16 protein-coding genes are annotated in these 17,928 nt (G+C 72.7%); 4 read left to right on the top strand and 12 right to left on the bottom strand.

Annotated elements, in window-relative coordinates; genetic code table 11:
- Positions 1-89: 89 nt before the first annotated feature.
- The 4 genes from ABZ948_RS03135 to lipB all read right to left on the bottom strand — a co-directional run bounded on the left by ABZ948_RS03135 (position 90) and on the right by lipB (position 3,204).
- Positions 90-791: a DUF4191 domain-containing protein gene (locus tag ABZ948_RS03135; protein ID WP_359756716.1), complete on the bottom strand. Its 702-nt coding sequence runs from the start codon at positions 789-791 to the stop codon at positions 90-92.
- A gap of 77 nt (positions 792-868) precedes the next feature.
- Positions 869-1,081 carry an SCO2195 family GlnR-regulated protein gene (locus tag ABZ948_RS03130; protein WP_031114009.1) on the bottom strand — a complete coding sequence of 71 codons (213 nt, stop codon included), beginning with the start codon at positions 1,079-1,081 and terminating at the stop codon, positions 869-871.
- A gap of 261 nt (positions 1,082-1,342) precedes the next feature.
- A complete protein-coding gene (gene lipA, locus ABZ948_RS03125; RefSeq protein WP_359756713.1) occupies positions 1,343-2,308 on the bottom strand; it encodes a lipoyl synthase in 966 nt (321 codons plus the stop codon).
- A gap of 95 nt (positions 2,309-2,403) precedes the next feature.
- Positions 2,404-3,204, bottom strand: coding sequence for a lipoyl(octanoyl) transferase LipB (gene lipB, locus ABZ948_RS03120; RefSeq protein ID WP_359756712.1), 801 nt, complete (start codon positions 3,202-3,204; stop codon positions 2,404-2,406).
- Positions 3,205-3,441: 237 nt separating this feature from the next.
- On the opposite strand from lipB, the gene ABZ948_RS03115 reads away from it, so the two are divergent.
- Positions 3,442-4,914, top strand: a complete 1,473-nt coding sequence (locus ABZ948_RS03115; RefSeq protein ID WP_359756710.1) for an NsdA family TPR-like regulatory protein — start codon at positions 3,442-3,444, stop codon at positions 4,912-4,914.
- A gap of 84 nt (positions 4,915-4,998) precedes the next feature.
- Here ABZ948_RS03115 and ABZ948_RS03110 read toward each other — a convergent pair whose 3' ends face one another.
- Together ABZ948_RS03110 and ABZ948_RS03105 are read right to left on the bottom strand one after the other, a co-directional pair.
- Complete coding sequence (locus tag ABZ948_RS03110) at positions 4,999-6,405, bottom strand: NAD(P)/FAD-dependent oxidoreductase (protein ID WP_359756709.1); 1,407 nt, start codon at positions 6,403-6,405, stop codon at positions 4,999-5,001.
- Positions 6,406-6,619: 214 nt separating this feature from the next.
- Positions 6,620-7,516 (bottom strand): TIGR01777 family oxidoreductase, encoded by an 897-nt coding sequence (locus ABZ948_RS03105; protein WP_359756707.1) that lies wholly within the window; start codon positions 7,514-7,516, stop codon positions 6,620-6,622.
- A 71-nt stretch (positions 7,517-7,587) separates the two neighbouring features.
- On the opposite strand from ABZ948_RS03105, the gene ABZ948_RS03100 reads away from it, so the two are divergent.
- Positions 7,588-8,076 carry a GNAT family N-acetyltransferase gene (locus ABZ948_RS03100; RefSeq protein ID WP_359756705.1) on the top strand — a complete coding sequence of 163 codons (489 nt, stop codon included), beginning with the start codon at positions 7,588-7,590 and terminating at the stop codon, positions 8,074-8,076.
- A 16-nt stretch (positions 8,077-8,092) separates the two neighbouring features.
- On the opposite strand, the gene ABZ948_RS03095 is transcribed toward ABZ948_RS03100, so the two are convergent.
- Positions 8,093-9,277: a MarP family serine protease gene (locus ABZ948_RS03095; protein ID WP_359756703.1), complete on the bottom strand. Its 1,185-nt coding sequence runs from the start codon at positions 9,275-9,277 to the stop codon at positions 8,093-8,095.
- A gap of 191 nt (positions 9,278-9,468) precedes the next feature.
- On the opposite strand from ABZ948_RS03095, the gene ABZ948_RS03090 reads away from it, so the two are divergent.
- Together ABZ948_RS03090 and ABZ948_RS03085 are read left to right on the top strand one after the other, a co-directional pair.
- On the top strand, positions 9,469-10,389 hold the full coding sequence (locus ABZ948_RS03090; protein WP_435857450.1) for a peptidoglycan recognition protein family protein: 921 nt from the start codon (positions 9,469-9,471) through the stop codon (positions 10,387-10,389).
- The gene (locus ABZ948_RS03085; RefSeq protein ID WP_359756701.1) at positions 10,386-10,610 is read left to right on the top strand and encodes a hypothetical protein; all 225 of its coding nucleotides are present in this window, start codon (positions 10,386-10,388) and stop codon (positions 10,608-10,610) included. The genes ABZ948_RS03090 and ABZ948_RS03085 overlap by 4 nt, the downstream gene beginning before the upstream one ends.
- On the opposite strand, the gene ABZ948_RS03080 is transcribed toward ABZ948_RS03085, so the two are convergent.
- From ABZ948_RS03080 to sucB, 5 genes are all read right to left on the bottom strand, one after another.
- Positions 10,611-11,129, bottom strand: coding sequence for a DUF4240 domain-containing protein (locus tag ABZ948_RS03080; RefSeq protein WP_359756723.1), 519 nt, complete (start codon positions 11,127-11,129; stop codon positions 10,611-10,613).
- Between the two features lie 56 nt (positions 11,130-11,185).
- Positions 11,186-12,172, bottom strand: a complete 987-nt coding sequence (locus ABZ948_RS03075) for a helix-turn-helix transcriptional regulator (RefSeq protein WP_359756699.1) — start codon at positions 12,170-12,172, stop codon at positions 11,186-11,188.
- A 59-nt stretch (positions 12,173-12,231) separates the two neighbouring features.
- Entirely contained in the window at positions 12,232-14,934 is a 2,703-nt protein-coding gene (aceE, locus tag ABZ948_RS03070) for a pyruvate dehydrogenase (acetyl-transferring), homodimeric type (RefSeq protein ID WP_359756697.1), read from the bottom strand.
- A gap of 269 nt (positions 14,935-15,203) precedes the next feature.
- Complete coding sequence (locus ABZ948_RS03065) at positions 15,204-15,827, bottom strand: GntR family transcriptional regulator (protein WP_359756696.1); 624 nt, start codon at positions 15,825-15,827, stop codon at positions 15,204-15,206.
- Between the two features lie 263 nt (positions 15,828-16,090).
- Entirely contained in the window at positions 16,091-17,896 is a 1,806-nt protein-coding gene (gene sucB, locus ABZ948_RS03060; RefSeq protein WP_359756694.1) for a 2-oxoglutarate dehydrogenase, E2 component, dihydrolipoamide succinyltransferase, read from the bottom strand.
- Between the last annotated feature and the right edge of the window lie 32 nt (positions 17,897-17,928).

Here is a 17,928-nt window from a genome sequence, read left to right as displayed (position 1 = left end):
GGCGAATCCCCAGGCGACCGTGTACCGGGGGTCGGGTACGCCGGAGAACTACCGGATCCTCTACAACGACATCCACGCCGCCCGGGGTGTCAGCGGGCCTTCGGCCCGCCCTTCGGCAGCCGCATGCCCTTCGGCATCGGCCCCTTCGGCAGCGGCATGTTGCTCATCAGGTCGCCGAGGGCGCGCAGCCGGTCGTTGGTGGCCGTGACCTGCGGGCCGGTCAGCACGCGCGGCAGCTTCAGCATGGTCGTGCGCAGCTTCTTCAGCTCGACCTGGCCCTCGCCGGTGCCCACCACCAGATCGTGCACGGGAACGTCCGCGACGATACGGTTCATCTTCTTCTTCTCGGCGGCGAGCAGGGACTTCACCCGGTTCGGGTTGCCCTCGGCGACCAGGACGATGCCGGCTTTGCCGACCGCGCGGTGCACCACGTCCTGGTTGCGGTTCATCGCCACCGCGGGGGTCGTCGTCCAGCCCCGGCCGATGTTGTCGAGCACCGCCGCCGCCGCGCCGGGCTGTCCCTCCATCTGCCCGAAGGCGGCCCGCTCGGCCCGGCGCCCGAACACGATCGCCGACGCGAGGAAGGCGAGCAGGAGGCCCAGGATGCCGAGATAGATGGGGTGACCGATCAAGAAACCGATCGCGAGGAAGACACCGAAGGTGACGATTCCGACTGCCGCGAGTACAAGACCGATCTTCTTGTCGGCCCTGCGGGTCATCTTGTAGGTCAGGGCGATCTGCTTCAGTCGCCCGGGGTTCGCAGCGTCCGCTGCAGGTTCCTTCCTCGCCATGCCACGAAGTCTACGTGGCCCCACAAGCGCCGACGACGGCAGTGTCCACGGGGCTCGCGGGGGGAGGGGCCGGGGGCTCAGGGGCGGACGGAGACCGACCGGGAAACGGACTGCTCGAGGACGCGCTGCGCCTCGACCCGGTCCTTGGCCCGGCGGCGGTCCTCCAGCACGGAGGTCCAGGCGTTGCGGCGGGCCGTGCGCTGACCGCTGCTCAGCAGCAGCGACTCGACGGCACGCAGGGCGGTGGTGAAGGACGGAATCGCGGTGGCGCGAACGGGCGCGGCCTGCATGGGTCAGGTCCCCCCTCGGGAGCGGTGTACGTGCTGTGAGTCCAGCGTCACTGATTGGTGTTACCAGGGCGTGACCGACCGGTCAAACACCCATGAAGCCCCGGCGGGGAGCCGAGAAACGCCGACGCGGTCCCGACATGTGCCCTCATCTGCGAGGACGGTCGGGACCGCGGCAAATCGGTCGCTACCGATGGGTAAGGTCTTGTGCGCGAATTCACACGCTTGTCTCGCCCCTTGGTGGGCAGGGGCGGTGACGGTCCGTCAGACAGTCTGGGCCGCGATGCGCGCGTCCCGCTGCTCCATGGCCATCTTGTAGAGCCGCCCGGCGCGGTACGAGGAACGCACCAGCGGGCCGGACATCACGCCCGAGAAGCCGATCTGCTCGGCCTCCTCCTTCAGCTCCACGAACTCGTGCGGCTTGACCCAGCGCTCCACCGGGTGGTGCCGCACGGAGGGCCGCAGGTACTGCGTGATGGTGACGAGCTCGCAGCCCGCGTCGTGCAGCTGCTTGAGCGCGTCGCTGACCTCCTCGCGGGTCTCGCCCATGCCGAGGATCAGGTTCGACTTGGTGACGAGGCCGTAGTCGCGGGCGGCGGTGATGACCTTCAGGGAGCGCTCGTAGCGGAAGCCGGGGCGGATCCGCTTGAAGATGCGCGGGACCGTCTCGACGTTGTGCGCGAAGACCTCGGGGCGCGAGGAGAAGACCTCGGCCAGCTGCTCGGGGACCGCGTTGAAGTCGGGGGCCAGCAGCTCGACCTTGGTGTGGCCGCCTTCGCGGCCCGCGGTCTGCTGGTGGATCTGCCGGACCGTCTCCGCGTACAGCCAGGCGCCGCCGTCCTCCAGGTCGTCGCGGGCGACGCCGGTGATCGTGGCGTAGTTCAGGTCCATGGTGACCACGGACTCGCCCACGCGCCGGGGCTCGTCGCGGTCGAGCGCCTCGGGCTTGCCGGTGTCGATCTGGCAGAAGTCGCAGCGCCGGGTGCACTGGTCGCCGCCGATGAGGAAGGTCGCCTCGCGGTCCTCCCAGCACTCGTAGATGTTCGGGCAGCCGGCTTCCTGGCAGACCGTGTGCAGGCCCTCGCTCTTCACGAGGTTCTGCATCTTGGTGTACTCGGGGCCCATTTTCGCCCGGGTCTTGATCCACTCGGGCTTGCGCTCGATGGGGGTCTGGCTGTTGCGGACCTCCAGGCGCAGCATCTTGCGTCCGTCGGGTGCGACTGCGGACACGACCGGCTCCCTAGCGTTTGATTCTTCGGCGCCCTCAAGGGTACGCCCGTGGATTTGAATGCCTCTGTGTGGTGTCAGCCCCTCCCCGCGGGCTTTTATGCCGCCGGAGTCCGCTCGATCTCCCGCGGCTTCAGCTCGGCGTTCTCCAGGACCTCCCGCAGGTGGCGTTCCACCACCGGCAGGACCTCCTCGATCGTGACGTCCCGGCCGAGCTCACCGGCCAGTGAGGCGACGCCCGCGTCGCGGATGCCGCACGGGATGATCCGGTCGAACCACTTGTTGTCCGGGTTCACGTTGAGCGCGAAGCCGTGCATGGTGACGCCCTTGGCCACCCGGATGCCGATCGCCGCGATCTTGCGGTCCTCGCGGCGCTGGCCGGCGTTGGACGGGGCGTACTCCGGGCCGTTCATACGGGGGTCGAACTCCTCGTCCTGCAGACGCGGGTCGAAGTCCAGGGACAGCCCGCCGAGTGCCGGCCGCCGCTCGACCGGGTCGCCCAGCACCCACACCCCGCTGCGGCCCTCGACCCGGGTGGTCTCCAGGCCGAACTCCGCGCAGGTGCGGATCAGGGCCTCTTCGAGGCGGCGGACGTGCGCCACGACGTCCACGGGGCGCGGCAGCTTCTGGATCGGGTAGCCGACCAGCTGGCCCGGGCCGTGCCAGGTGATCTTGCCGCCGCGGTCCACGTCGATGACCGGCGTGCCGTCGAGGGGGCGCTCGTTGTCCGCCGTGCGCCGCCCGGCCGTGTAGACCGGGGGATGCTCCAGGAGCAGTACGGTGTCGGGGACCTCGTCGGCGAAGCGCGCCGCGTGCACCCGGCGCTGCTCGTCCCAGGCCTCCTGGTACTCGACGGCCTCGTCACCGAACCCCATGCGGACGAACCGCAACTCACTCACGGCAAGCGCCTCCCTCGGACGGGTGTGTAAGGCACGTATCGCGCCCAAGCCACTGTACGTCCGGCCCGAACACGTCAGTCCCGGGGTCAATCCTCACACGATCGGATGAATGTCCGGGAAAATGTGTGATGGCGTGCTTACTCTCCGCTACATTCGCGCCGTTCGGCAAGGCATAACGCCTGCTCACAGGCGATCCGCGCACACCACCAGGCCGGAAGGCAGGAGACCGCACCGCAGATGACGGAACGACCCGCGCAGCGCACCCCCAACCGACAGCTCGCCGCGCTCATCGCAGAAGCGGGGTTCTCCAACGCGGGACTCGCCCGTCGCGTGGACCAGCTCGGTCTCGAACACGGGCTCGACCTGAGATACGACAAGACCTCCGTCACCCGATGGCTGCGCGGTCAGCAGCCCCGGGGCACCACGCCCGCCCTGATCGCCGAGGTCTTCACCCGGCGCCTGGGCCGCCGCCTCACCGCCCAGGACCTCGGCCTCGACGCCTGCGCCCCCGTCTACGCGGGGCTGGAGTTCGCCGCCACCCCCGAGGAGGCCGTCGACATCGTCAGCGGGCTGTGGCGCAAGGACTCCGGCAGCCACGCCGAGCTGCGGAAGATCGCCTTCACCCCGGCCGGGCTCGTCGTGCCCAGCCGGGACTGGCTGATCGGCCGGGCCGACGAGAAGGTCGCCCGGGGCGAGCCGGCCGCCGCCCGCATCCCGGCGCAGGGCCGCCCCGCCCTCCGCCCCCCGGCCGAGCCGGGCGTACCGTCCCTGCCCCGCCAGCGCGGCCAGGCCGAGCGCGGCCCCGGCCAGCGGGTCACCGCCGGGGACATCGCCGCCCTGCGCTCCGTCGGCGAGCTGTTCCGCACCCTCGACGACGCCTACGGCGGCGGCCACGCCCGCCAGGCCCTCGTGCGCTACCTGGAGCACGAGTGCGAGCCGATGCTGCGCGGCACCTACGGCGAGCAGACCGGCCGCCGCCTGTTCGCGGCCGCCGCCGACCTGACCCGGCTCGCGGGCTGGACGTCGTACGACATCGCCGCCCACGGCCTCGCCCAGCGCTACTTCGTGCAGGCGCTCCGGCTCGCCCAGGCGGCCGGGGACCGGGCGTACGGCGCGTACGTGCTGGTCACCATGAGCCGGCAGGCCGTCTACCTCGGCCACGGCCGGGAGGCCGTGCAGCTCGCCCGCGTGGCCCAGCAGGGCGTCGGCACCTCGGGCCCGCCCGTGGTCCAGGCGCTGCTGCACGCCTCCGAGGCGCGCGGGCACGGGGTGCTCGGCGAGGTCCGGGCCTGCACCGCGGCCCTGGTCCGCGCCGAGCGCGCCCTGGAGACGGCCCGGCCCGGGGACGACGTACCGCACTGGGCGAAGTTCTTCGACGAGGCCCAGCTCGCCGACGAGTTCGGCCACTGCCACCGCGACCTGCAGCAGTTCCGCGCCGCCGCCCAGCACGCGGAACGCTCACTCCAGCTGCGGGCCCCGTCCTACGCCCGCAGCCGCCTGTTCTGCCGGGTCGTCCTCGCCACCGCCCGTCTGGGCCTCGGCGAACTCGACCAGGCCTGCCAGCTGGCCGCGGAGGCGGCGGGCCAGGCGGCCGAGATGCGTTCGGTGCGGGCGGTGGAGTACGTGAGGGACTTCGAGCGGCGGCTGGAGCCGTACAAGGACGCGGCGCCGGTTCGTAACTACCGCGACAAGGTAGCGGCGTTGGGGTAAGGGCCTCAGGGGCGCGGGGCTGTATCGATGTGCGGCTCCGCCGCGCGGGCGCGAACAACCACGATGCACCCGCACCCGACGAAACTAGGCAGCCCTCGGAACAGTCGGCACGGGGTCGGCAACATGCATCGACCGCCCCGCCCCCAGGTCCGCCAGGATCGCCGCCGACGCCCGATGCCCGGAGTGCAGAGCACCCTGGACCGTACTGGTGTCCCGGTGATCCCCACACACATACAGCCCGGCGATCAACCGCACCGGCCGCCGCAGATCATGCGGCGGCCGCATCGCGGGCACGGCCTCCACCGTCTGGTACACCGCCAGCGTCTCCCACCGCGCCGTCGGCATCCCGTACAGCCGCGCCAGATGCATCCGCACCGCCGTGTCCACCCCTCCCGGCGGCCGTCCCAGCACCGTCGAGGACACCAGCGCCCGCCCGGCCGGGGCGCGGGACGGATCGACCCGGCTGACCACCGCCGTGTGGGCCACGGGACCGCCGAGGTCCGCGTCGAGCAACAGCGACGCCCCCGTCCCCGGCGGCTCATCGGTCGTGTGGTGCACCACCGTCACCGGGTGGAACTCCGGCACCCGCAGCCCGGGCAGCAGCTCCGCCGCGGCCCTGGCGTCCGTGGCCACCAGCACCGCCCGGCACCGGATCTCACCGTGCTCCGCGGTGGTCACCGAGGTCGTCGAGACGGACGTGACGCGCACGCCCGTGTGCACCGTGCCCGCCGGCAGCGTCCGGGCCAGCAGTTCCGGCAGGGCCTCGGCGCCGCCCTCCGGCACGCACAGCCGGCCGCGCGCGAAGGCCCGCAGCGCCAGGTCCGCGCACCGGCTGGACGTGGTCAGGTCCGGGTCGCAGAGCAGGGCGGCGAGCAGCGGCCGCAGGAAACCGTCGATCGTCCGGGAGGGCAGCCCGCGCGCCGCGAGCGCCTCACCGGCGGGCAGCTCCGGACGGGCCAGCAGCCGCTCGGCCGGTGTGCCCGCGAGCCGGGTCAGGGCGGCGCCGAGGCGGGCCTGGTCGACGGCCGTGCCCAGCGGGGCACCGGACCGGCTCCGGGGCACGGAGACCTGCCGGCCGGGCACGGCCACCGGCCTCCTGGGCGGCCGGGGCGCGGACGGCGACCGGGGAGCACTCGCCAGCGCGCGGACCGCGTGCAGTGCGCCTCGTGCGCCCCCTGCGCCCGGCTGGACGCCTGCACGGTGGTGGCGCCCGTCGCCGTGCAGCAGGACACCGGGTGCGAACGGGCGCAGCACCAGTTCGCCCAGACCGGGTGTCAGCCGTAGTTCGGGATACGCCGTGGACAGCAACTGGCCGATCCGGTCGAGCCGGAAGCCGTCGACCTTCTCCGTCGCCATGCGGCCGCCGACGCCGTGGGCGGCCTCCAGGACCATGGTCGTCACTCCTGCGCTGGTCAGCCGGTGCGCGGCCGAGAGTCCGGCGACCCCGGCCCCCACGACGACCACGTCCGCCTGGTACGCGGGCTCAAGCACGTGCCCCTCCTCGAGGTTGCGCGGGCGCTGGAGACGTCATGCCCTCAACAGGCCGCAGGGATACGCGAGTTCTGGTCGAGGGTAGGGCCGTGATCGGTCAGGGGGAGTCGCGCATCGACAGGGCACGGTCGCACGGCGGTCGCATACGGACGCCTTGTGGGCATGAAGTGGTCGCAGGGGGCTTGTGCGCGGGGCGGAACCTCCCCGGCCGGCGTCACAGCGCGGCCCGGATCGCTCCCTCGATCTCCGGGAAGGCGAACCGGAACCCCGACTCCAGCAGCCGCGTCGGCAGCACCCGGGCGCTGCCCAGCACGTCCCCGGCCATCTCGCCGAGCACGGTCCGCAGGACGGGCGCGGGCACGGCGAACAGCGTCGGGCGGTGCAGCACGCGCCCCATCACCGCCGTGATCTCACGGTTCGTCAGCGGGTTCGGCGCGGTGAGGTTGAACGGCCCGGACAGGCCGTCGGTGTCGATCAGGTGCCGGATCGCGGCGACCTCGTCGTGCAGCGCGACGAACGACCAGAACTGCCGCCCGTCGCCCATGCGCCCGCCCAACCCGGCCTGGAACAGCGGGAACAGCCGCCCCCAGGCCCCGCCCCTGCGGGAGACCACCAGCCCGGTCCGGGTGAACACCGTGCGGACACCGGCCTCCTGGGCGGGCGACGCGGCCCCCTCCCACTCCACGCACAGCTCCGGCAGGAAGCCCCGGCCCGCCGGTGCGCTCTCGTCGACGGCGCGGTCCCCGGTCTCGCCGTAGTAGCCGATGGCGCTGCCGTTCACGAAGACCCGGGGCCGGTCCTTCTCGTCCAGCGAGGCGACCGCCCGGGCGAGTGCCGCCGTGCCCTGGACCCGGCTGGCGCGGATCCGCTGCTTGTAGGCCTCCGTCCAGCGGCGGTTGCCGACCCCCGCCCCCGCCAGATTGACCACCGCGTGGCACCCGGCCAGCCCGGCCGTGTCCACCTCCCCTCCCTCCGGATCCCAGCGGACCTCGTCCGCCGCCCGGGGCGTCCGGCGCACCAGGCGCACCACCTCGTGCCCGTCCGCGGTCAGGGACCGCACCAGGGCGCTGCCGATGAGACCGGATGCGCCGGTCACCGCGATGCGTCGCATGGCTCAATCTTGCCGGTCGACCACATAAAAACCCCGTTGGGGGACGCGGGGACCGACGTAGTGTGACCGCCATGCCCACGCCCCGCATACGCCCCGCACGGCCCGACGACGAGGAGGCCCTCGGGCGGCTCGACCGGGACACCTGGTCGCCGCTGCACGCCGTCCAGCCCCGCCCCGAGCCGCCGTACGGCCCCTTCTTCGGCGAGCGGGACCCGCTGCGGGAATGCCTCGTGGCCGAGCTCGACGGAGCCCTCGCCGGCTACCTCCGGCTGGGGACCGCGACGCCCCTCGCGTGCAACGCCCACGTCCGGATGATCCGGGGACTCGCCGTCGCGGAGGAGTCGCGCGGCCAGGGCGTCGGACGGGCCCTGCTGCGGGCGGCGTGCGAGGAGGCCCGGCGGCAGGGGGCGCGACGCCTCACCCTGCGCGTCCTCGCCCACAACGCACCGGCCCGCACGCTCTACGAGTCCGAGGGGTTCGTGGTCGAGGGCACCCTGCCCGAGGAGTTCTTCCTCGACGGCGCGTACGTCGACGACGTGTTCATGGGCCGTTTCCTCTGAGCCCGGCGACGGCCCGCTACGACGCCGCCAGTTCGCCCGTGTCCACTGGCGCCGTCGCGTCCGCCGCCCGCTCGGCGTCGGAGGCGACCTCGGCCGCCGTCAGCACGTAGCCCGTCTCGGCGTCCGAGGTGGAGCGGGCGAAGACCACGCCGAACACCCGCCCGTCCGTGGTGAGCAGGGGACCGCCCGAGTTGCCGGGGCGGACCGTGGAGCGGATCGAGTAGATCTCGCGGACGGCCGTCCCGTCGTTGTAGATGTTCTGGCCCGTCGCCCGCACCCGGTTCGCGACCGTCGCCGCCTGGAGGTTCAGGTCGCCGTCCTCCGGGTAGCCCGCCACGACCGCGGAGTCGCCGCGCTCGGCGTCGTCGTCGAAGCGCAGCACGGGCGCCTTCAGGCCCGGCACGTACAGCACGGCCACGTCCTTCTGCGGATCGAAGAGCACCACCCGCGCCTCGTACGTCCGCCCGACCCCGCCGATCTGCACCGTCGGCTCGTCGATGCCCGCGACCACGTGGGCGTTGGTCATCACGCGCTCCCGCGCGTACACGAACCCGCTGCCCTCGCGGCCCTGGGTGCCCGCGACGCCCTCGACCTTCACCGTGCTCAGCTTGGCGGTGTTCGTGGCCGCCGGCGTCACGCTGTCGCCGGAGGGACGGGCGACCTCGGCCGTCGACTCGTTCTCGAAGGGGTTGAAGACCTGCGGGAAGCCCGCTTGAGTCAGCGCGGACGTGGCCTCCGAGAACCAGGCCGGAGTCGTGTCCGGCATCGTCTGCTGCACCGCGCCGAGCAGCCGTGAGTCCCGGATCGCCGAGGTGATCAGCGGCGACGAGGACACGCCCAGGACGCTCGCGGCCACCCACGCCACGATCAGCACCGCGACGGAGTTGGCCACGGCCCCGCCGATCCCGTCCGCCACGCGGAGCGGCCCACGGTCCAGCTCGCGCCGCAGCCGCAGCGCGAGGCGCCCCGCCAGCTCGTGCCCGACCACCGCCGGCAGCAGCACCGTGAACACCGCCGTCACCGTCGCGCGGGTCGTCCCCGGCTCCACCAGGTCCATCACCCACGGCAGGATCCACACGCCGATGACCGCGCCGCCGACGAAGCCCGCCAGCGACACACAGCCGGCCACCAGGCCGCGCCGGTACCCGGACGCCGCGTAGGCGAGGACGACCAGCAACAGCAGGATGTCGAGCAGGTCCACGCACGCCGCCTTTCTCTCGGAACCCCTTAGTACGCGGGGGAAGGGCCCGGTGATCAGTCACCCGCGCGCGTGTTGATCAGAACCGGCCACGCGCGCGTGCACACGGAAAAACGTCGCGGACCGTGACGATGGTTCCACCGGGTGGCACATCACACATCGCGGACGGACCGCAACGGACCGACAGTGGGACCATGCGCGTCCTGCGAAGACGGCGGGGCGGACGCGGCCACCGCGCCGCCCGCCCGCCCGGCATAGCCGGCCTGCCGCGCGCCGCCCGGGTGGCGCTCGGCTGCCTGCCGGGCTGCGCCGCCGTCGTCGCGCTGGTGCTGTGCGCGTACGGCGTCGAGCACGCCGCCGAGACCACCGCCCGCGCCGGCGCGAGGCGCCCCGCCGCCACCCCCTACACCGCCCCGCGCCCGCACATCGTGCCCCGGTCGCAGTGGCTGGGCGACGCCGCCCGCGACCAGCCGCGCCCGCGCTACGACGACCGGGTCGCCGCCGTCTTCGTCCACCACACCGACTCGCCCAACGGCTACGACTGCGCCGACGCGCCCCGCATCATCCGGGACCTCTACACCGGCCAGACCGGCACCCGCGACTGGGACGACATCGGCTACAACTTCGTCGTCGACCGCTGCGGCACCGTCTACGAGGGCCGCGCCGGCGGCGTCGAGCGCGCCGTCACCGGCGCCCACACCCAGGGCTTCAACCACCGCACCACGGGCATCGCCGCCCTCGGCACCTTCACCGCGGGCCTGCCCGTGCCGCGGCCCATGATCCGCGCCATCGCCGCGCTGTCCGCCTGGAAGCTCGGCCTGACCGGCACCGACCCGCGGGCGAGCGTCCGCCTGGTCTCCAGCAACGGCCTGAGCCGGTACGCGGCCGGCACCACCGCCGAACTGCCCGCCCTGGCCGGTCACAACGACGGCTACATGACCAGCTGCCCGGGCGCCGCCCTGCACGCCCGCCTGCCCGAGATCCGACAGCTCGCGGCCCGCCTCCAGGGCCGGCCGGCGGACACACAGGAGGGCCACAGCGAACGCGCGGTGTCCTCACACCCCGGCCCCCTACGGTCGTCACCACAGGCAGCCGACCGGAGGTGGGGATCATGAACAGCAGCGGTACGCAGGACGCGGCGGCGCGCACCCGGGGAGCCACCCGCGGCGGCCCCTGGGCGGTGCTCTGCGCGGTCGCGACCGTCGTCCTCGGCCCGGCGGCGGTCACCGCCTCCGCCCTCGACCAGGCCAACGCGGCACCGATGCACCACGCGGTGAAGGCCGATCAGACGCACGCGTACATCCCGGCCGAGCAGACCCGCCGCCGGGCCGCCTGATCAGGCCCTGAAGCGCTCCCACAGCCGGGGGTAGCGCTCGGCGAGCAGCCGCTCGTCCTCGAAGTCGACCGGGGTGCCCTCCGGCTCCGGGGGCGCCGGCGGGATCTCCAGGTCGGGGGCGACCACGCCGGTGAGCTGCTCGTAGGCCTCGTCGGCCGCGTAACCGAGCTCCTCGCCGTCCCCGTCGATCTCCTCGTCGAAGTCGCCCAGCAGCTCGGCGAGCGCGTCCGGGTCGTGCACGGCGCCCTCGAAGACCTCCCGGCCCTGGCCGATCAGCCAGCACCGGAAGAAGTCGAAGGCGTCGTCGCTCGCCCCGTCGAGCAGCACCCAGGCGGCGCCCCACAGGTCCCAGCGGTAGGCCCGGTTGTAGCGGGACTCGAAGTGACGGGCGAAGTCCAGGACCGAGTCCGGGTCCAGCTGCGCGAGCCGCTCCACGAGCAGGTCGGCCTGCTCCTCCGGGTCGCCCTCAGCAGCCTCCCGGGTGTCGTCCACCAGCTCCCAGAACTCCGTCTCGTCCATCACGGGTCCAGCATCGGCCCTGGGGCACAGGGGCGCACCCGGAGTGCGCGGGATCGTTATGCGCGGCCCTCGGGGTGGTACAGCCCGGCCAGTCGCAGCGCGTCCCCGGCGAGCCGCTCGCGCAGGCTCTCCGGCGCCAGCACCTCCACCTCCGGGCCCAGCGCCGTCAGCTGGGTGTGGGCGACCTCCTCGGACTCCACCGGGAGGGTCACCGTCACCCAGCCCTCGTCGTCCGGGGCGTCCGCGTCCGCCAGGGCCTCCCGGGCGGACAGCGAGTCGAAGGCGTACGGCAGTCTGCGCACGCCGTCGGGGGACAGCCGCACCACGACCTCCGCCCGCAGGATGGACCGCGCGAACTGCTCCGCCCGCTCCTCCCAGAACGCGGGCAGATCGAACTCCGGCTCCCGCTCGAAGCGCTCGCCGCCCGCATCAACCGCCGTGAACCGGTCGATCCGGTAGACCCGGAAGGACGCGCCCCCGGCCACCCGCGCGCACAGGTACCAGACGCCCGCCTTCAGCACGAGCCCGTACGGCTCCAGCTCCCGGACGACCTCGTCCTCACCGCGCCGGTAGCGGGCGGTGATCCGCCGGTCGTCCCAGACCGCGTCCGCGACCGCCGGCAGCAGGGCGGGCGTCTGCGGCTCCTTGAACCAGTTCGGCGCGTCGAGGTGGAACCGCTGCCCCGCCGTCTTCGAGGCGTCCCGCAGGGACGGCAGCAGCGCCGCCGACACCTTCAGCCGGGCCGCCGAGGCCGCGTCCTCCAGGCCCATCTCGCGCAGCGCGCCCGGCACCCCGGACAGGAACAGCGCCTCGGCCTCGCTGCGGTGCAGCCCCGTCAGACGCGTCCGGTACCCGCCGACCAGCCGGTAGCCACCGGCCCGGCCCCGGTCCGCGTACACCGGAACGCCCGCCTCCGACAGGGCCTGCGCGTCCCGCGTGACCGTCCGCTCCGACACCTCCAGCTCCCGGGCGAGCTCGGCGGCCGTCATGGCGGGCCGGGACTGGAGCAGCAACACCATCTTGATCAGCCGGGCAGCACGCATGGCCACATCATGCAGCAGGCCCCCGCCGGAGCGGGGGCCTGCCGATCACCGGCCGGTTCTCACAGGCCGTACTTCGCGCGCGCTTCCTTCACGGCCGTCGCCTTGACCTCGCCGCGCCTGGCGAGCTGGGCCAGGGCCGCGACGACGATCGACTCGGCGTCCACACCGAAGTGGCGGCGGGCCGCCTCACGGGTGTCCGAGAGGCCGAAGCCGTCGGCGCCCAGCGAGGACCAGTCCTGCTCGACCCACTGCGCGATCTGGTCCGGGACCTGGCGCATGTAGTCGGAGACCGCCAGCACCGGGCCCTCGGCACCCTGCAGCGCCTGCCGCACGAACGGCACCCGCTCCTCGCCGCGCAGCAGCGCCTCGTCCGCCTCCAGGGCGTCCCGGCGCAGCTCGCTCCAGGACGTCGCCGACCACACGTCGGCCGCCACGCCCCACTCCTCGGCGAGCAACTGCTGCGCCTTGAGCGCCCAGTGGATCGCCGTACCGGAGCCGAGCAGCTGGATCCGCGGGGCGTTGGCCGGAGGCGTGATGCCCGCCGACTCCGCCGTGTTGAAGCGGTACAGGCCCTTGACGATGCCCTCGTCGATGCCGTCGACGGACGGCTTCGCGGGCTGCGGCAGCGGCTCGTTGTAGACGGTCAGGTAGTAGAAGACGTTCTGGTCCTCACCCGGGGCCGCCTCGCCGTACATCCGGCGCAGACCGTCCTTGACGATGGCCGCCACCTCGTACGCGAACGCCGGGTCGTACGTCAGCGCCGCCGGGTTCGTCGCGGCGATGACGGGGGAGTGGCCGTCGGCGTGCTGCAGGCCCTCACCGGTCAGCGTCGTACGGCCCGCCGTGGCGCCGATGAGGAAGCCGCGGCCGAGCTGGTCGCCGAGCTGCCACATCTGGTCGGCCGTGCGCTGCCAGCCGAACATCGAGTAGAAGATGTAGAACGGGATCATCGCCTCGCCGTGCGTCGCGTACGACGTCGAAGCGGCGATGAAGTCGGCCATCGAACCGGCCTCGGTGATCCCCTCGTTGAGGATCTGGCCGTTCTGGGCCTCCTTGTAGTACATCAGCTGGTCGCGGTCGACCGGCTCGTACGTCTGGCCCTTCGGCGAGTAGATGCCGAGCGACGGGAACAGCGACTCCATGCCGAAGGTGCGCGCCTCGTCCGGCACGATCGGCACCCAGCGCTTGCCGGTCTCCTTGTCGCGGACCAGGTCCTTGACCAGGCGGACGAACGCCATGGTGGTGGCCACGTTCTGGGAGCCGGAGCCCTTGTCGAAGGAGGCGAACGCCTTCTCCGCCGGGGCGGGCAGCGGCGCGACCGGGTGCACGCGGCGGGCCGGGGCCGGACCGCCGAGGGCGGCGCGGCGCTCCTGGAGGTAGCGGACCTCGGGGGAGTCGGCGCCCGGGTGGCCGTAGGGCACCACGCCGTCGACGAAGTCGCTGTCCTTGATCGGCAGCTCCAGCAGGTCGCGCATGTTCTTGAACTCGTCCACCGTCAGCTTCTTCATCTGGTGGTTGGCGTTCTTCGACGCGAAGCCCTCGCCGAGGGTGTGGCCCTTGACCGTCTGGGCCAGGATCACGGTCGGCGCGCCCTTGTGCTCGACGGCCGCCTTGTACGCGGCGTACACCTTGCGGGACTCGTGACCACCGCGCGAGAAGTGGAAGCACTCGAGGATCTTGTCGTCGCTCAGCAGCTTCGCCATCTCCGCCAGCGCCGGGTCGGCGCCGAAGAAGTCCTCGCGGATGTAGGCCGCGTCGCGCGTCTGGTACGTCTGGATCTGCGCGTCCGGTACCTGGCGCAGGCGGCGTACGAGCGCTCCGGTGGTGTCGAGCTGGAACAGCTCGTCCCAGGCCGTGCCCCACAGCGTCTTCACGACGTTCCAGCCGGCGCCGCGGAACTGGGCCTCCAGCTCCTGCACGATCTTGAAGTTGGCGCGGACCGGGCCGTCCAGGCGCTGCAGGTTGCAGTTGATGACGAACGTGAGGTTGTCCAGCTCCTCACGGGCCGCCAGCGCCAGGGCCGCCGTCGACTCGGGCTCGTCCATCTCGCCGTCGCCCAGGAACGCCCACACGTGCGAGGCGGAGGTGTCCTTGATGCCGCGGTTGGTGAGGTAGCGGTTGAAGCGCGCCTGGTAGATGGCGGAGAGCGGGCCCAGACCCATGGAGACGGTCGGGAACTCCCACAGCCAGGGCAGGCGGCGCGGGTGCGGGTAGGAGGGCAGGCCGTTGCCGCCCGCCTCGCGGCGGAAGTTGTCGAGCTGCTCCTCGGTCAGCCGGCCGTCGAGGAACGCGCGGGCGTAGATGCCGGGGGAGGCGTGGCCCTGGATGTAGAGCTGGTCGCCGGAGCCGTCGGCCTCTTTGCCCTTGAAGAAGTGGTTGAAGCCCGTCTCGTAGAGCCAGGCGGCGGAGGCGAAGGTGGCGATGTGGCCACCGACGCCGTATTTGCTGCCGCGGGTGACCATCGCGGCCGCGTTCCAGCGGTTCCACGCGGTGATCCGCTGCTCCATCGCCTCGTCACCGGGCACGTCCGGCTCGGCGGAGGTGGGGATGGAGTTGACGTAGTCGGTCTCGAGGAGCTTCGGCAGCGCGATGCCGGCGCCCTCGGCGCGCTCCAGCGTGCGGCGCATCAGGTATGCGGCACGGTGCGGCCCGGCAGCCTTGGCGACCGCGTCCAGGGAGGCCTGCCATTCGGCGGTCTCCTCCGGGTCCCGGTCCGGGAGCTGGTCGAGCTCGCTCGGCTGGATGGCGTTGGGGTCGGTCATGTCGCCGCCTTCCTCAGTCGAAGGGGGTTCCCTCATCGGTAAGGGTTCGGGGGTGCCCTTGGTCTTTGGCAGGACAGGGCGTGAGGCTTGGGTGGCAAGCCCGTCGGCGACTGTAACTCGCTGATCGATGATCGATCAAAGGGTTGAGGGGCAAAACCTCTTGATCACGAGAAATTAGGCACGGGGTGCCTCCGACAGTGGCACGCGGTGACGGCTTTCTGCATGGTTTTCGCAGGTCGGAGGCGTATGAGCGGGGTTGCGCTCGGGTGTCACGCCCGGGGCGCGCAGCCCAGCACGTGCGCCTTCACCAGTTCGGCGATCCGGGGGTCACGGCGCTTGAACGCGGCGACCAGCTCCTCGTGCTCCTCGGCGTACGACTGCTGCTGCGTGCCCAGCCAGCGGATCGACAGGGCCGTGAACACCTCGATGCCGAGGCCCTCCCAGGTGTGCAGCAGGACGGAGTTGCCGGCGGCGCGGACCAGTTCGCGGTGGAAGGCGACGGTGTGGCGGACCTGGGCCGTGCCGTCGGACAGACGGTCCGCCTCGTAGAGCGCGGTGACGTGGGGTTCGAGCGCCGAGCAGTCCTCCGCCAGGCCCTGTGCCGCCAGCTCCGCCGCGATGGCCTCAAGGCCCGCCCGGACCGGGTAGCTCTCCTCCAGGTCCGCGGCGGTGAGGTTGCGGACGCGGACGCCCTTGTTCGGGGCGGACTCGATGAGCCGCAGGGACTCCAGCTCGCGCAGGGCCTCGCGGACCGGGGTCTGGCTGACCTCCAGTTCCGTGGCGATCCGGCGCTCGACGATCCGCTCGCCCGGCTGCCAGCGGCCGCTGATGATGCCCTCCAGGATGTGCTCGCGGATCTGCTCGCGCAGCGAGTGGATGACGGGCGCGGTCATGAGGGCTCCTCAGTCGGGATTTGACGTTTAGACAATACGGCCGGTTCGCTCCGCGGGTGGGGCAGGTGGGGGCGTCTTGGTGCAGGTGAGACGAGACTTACACGGGGGGTGTGGCCTGTCGTTCGGGTGCGGGTCCGTTGTGGCTGGTCGCGCCCACGCGGCGGAGCCGCACATCGATACAGCCCCGCGGCCCCTAAAGACAAAAGCCGGAGCCCCCGCCCGGAGATTTCCGGACAGGGGCACCGTTCAGCCGTAGAAGAAGGTCAGAGGCCCAGCTCGACCTCGAACTCGCCCGCTTCCAGGATGGCCTTGACCGCCGTCAGGTAGCGGGCGGCGTCGGCGCCGTCCACCAGGCGGTGGTCGTAGGACAGGGTCAGGTACGTCATGTCGCGGACGCCGATGACGGGGCCGTCCTCGGTGTCGATGACGGCCGGACGCTTGACCGTGGCGCCGATGCCGAGGATGGCGACCTGGCCCGGCGGCACGATGATCGTGTCGAAGAGCGCGCCGCGCGACCCGGTGTTGGAGATGGTGAAGGTCGCGCCGGACAGCTCGTCCGGGGTGATCTTGTTGGCGCGGACCTTGCCCGCGAGCTCCGCCGTGGCCTTGGCGATGCCGGCCAGGTTGAGGTCGCCGGCGTTCTTGATGACCGGGGTCATCAGGCCCTTCTCGGAGTCCACCGCGATACCGATGTTCTCGGTGTCGAAGTAGGTGATGGTCCCCTCGGCCTCGTTGATCTTGGCGTTGATCGGCGCGTGCGCCTTCAGCGCCTGGGCCGCGGCCTTGACGAAGAACGGCATCGGGGAGAGCTTGACGCCCTCACGGGCCGCGAACGCGTCCTTGGCACGGGCGCGCAGCTTCATCAGGCGCGTGACGTCGACCTCGACGACCGAGGACAGCTGGGCCTGCTCGTGCAGCGCCTTGACCATGTTGTCGCCGATGACCTTGCGGATCCGCGGCATCTTGATGGTCTGGCCGCGCAGCGGGGAGGCCTCCAGGGAGGGGGCCTTCTTCGCTGCCGGAGCGGCTGCGGCGGCCGGAGCCGGGGCAGCGGTGGCGGCCTTCGCGGCCTCGGCGGCGGCGACGACGTCCTGCTTGCGGATACGGCCGCCGACACCCGTGCCCTTGACGGTGGACAGGTCGACGCCCTGCTCGGCGGCGAGCTTGCGCACCAGCGGGGTGACGTAGGCACCGTCGTCGGCCGGCTTGGCCGCGGCCGGGGCCTGGGCCGGAGCCGGGGCGGGCACCGGAGCGGCCGGGGCCGGCTCGGGAGCCGGAGTGACCTGCTGCTGCGGGGCCGGGGCCGACGGGGCCTGCGGAGCCGGGGCGGGCTGCGCCGGAGCCGGAGCCGGAGCCGGAGCCGGAGCGGCGGCCGGGGCCGGGGCGGGCTCGGGCTGGGCCGGGGCGGCCGGGGCCTCCTGTGCCGGGGCGGCGGCCGGAGCGGCACCCGCCACGCCGATGACGGCGAGCTTGGCGCCGACCTCGGCGGTCTCGTCCTCGCCGACCACGATCTCCAGCAGCGTGCCGGAGGCGGGAGCGGGGATCTCGGTGTCGACCTTGTCCGTCGACACCTCCAGTAGCGGCTCGTCGGCCTCGACGCTGTCACCGACCGACTTCAGCCAGCGGGTGACGGTGCCCTCGGTGACGGACTCGCCGAGCGCGGGCAGGACGACGTCCGTGCCCTCGGCGGAGCCGCCGCCGGCGGCGGCGTCGGCGGTGGGAGCGGGCGCCGGGGCGGCCTGCTCGGTGGACGGGGCGGCCGGGGCCGGCTCGGGAGCGGGCTCGGCGACCGGCTCGGCGGCCGGGGCCGGGGCGGCAGCGGGCGCGCCCGTGCCGTCGTCGATCACGGCCAGCTCGGCGCCGACCTCGACCGTCTCGTCCTCGGCGACCTTGATGGAGGCCAGGACACCGGCGGCGGGCGAGGGGATCTCGGTGTCGACCTTGTCGGTGGAGACCTCGAGCAGCGGCTCGTCGGCCTCGACACGCTCACCCTCGGCCTTCAGCCAGCGGGTGACAGTGCCCTCGGTGACGCTCTCGCCGAGCGCCGGAAGGGTTACGGAAACCGCCATGGTTTCGGTTGCTCCTTACGGAAAGTGCGGAA

The sequence above is a fragment of the Streptomyces olindensis genome (genome assembly GCF_040645895.1).
Lineage (GTDB): Bacteria > Actinomycetota > Actinomycetes > Streptomycetales > Streptomycetaceae > Streptomyces > Streptomyces olindensis.
The sequence above is the reverse complement of the archived record's forward strand: the minus strand, read 5'-3'. Positions and strand labels throughout refer to the sequence as shown.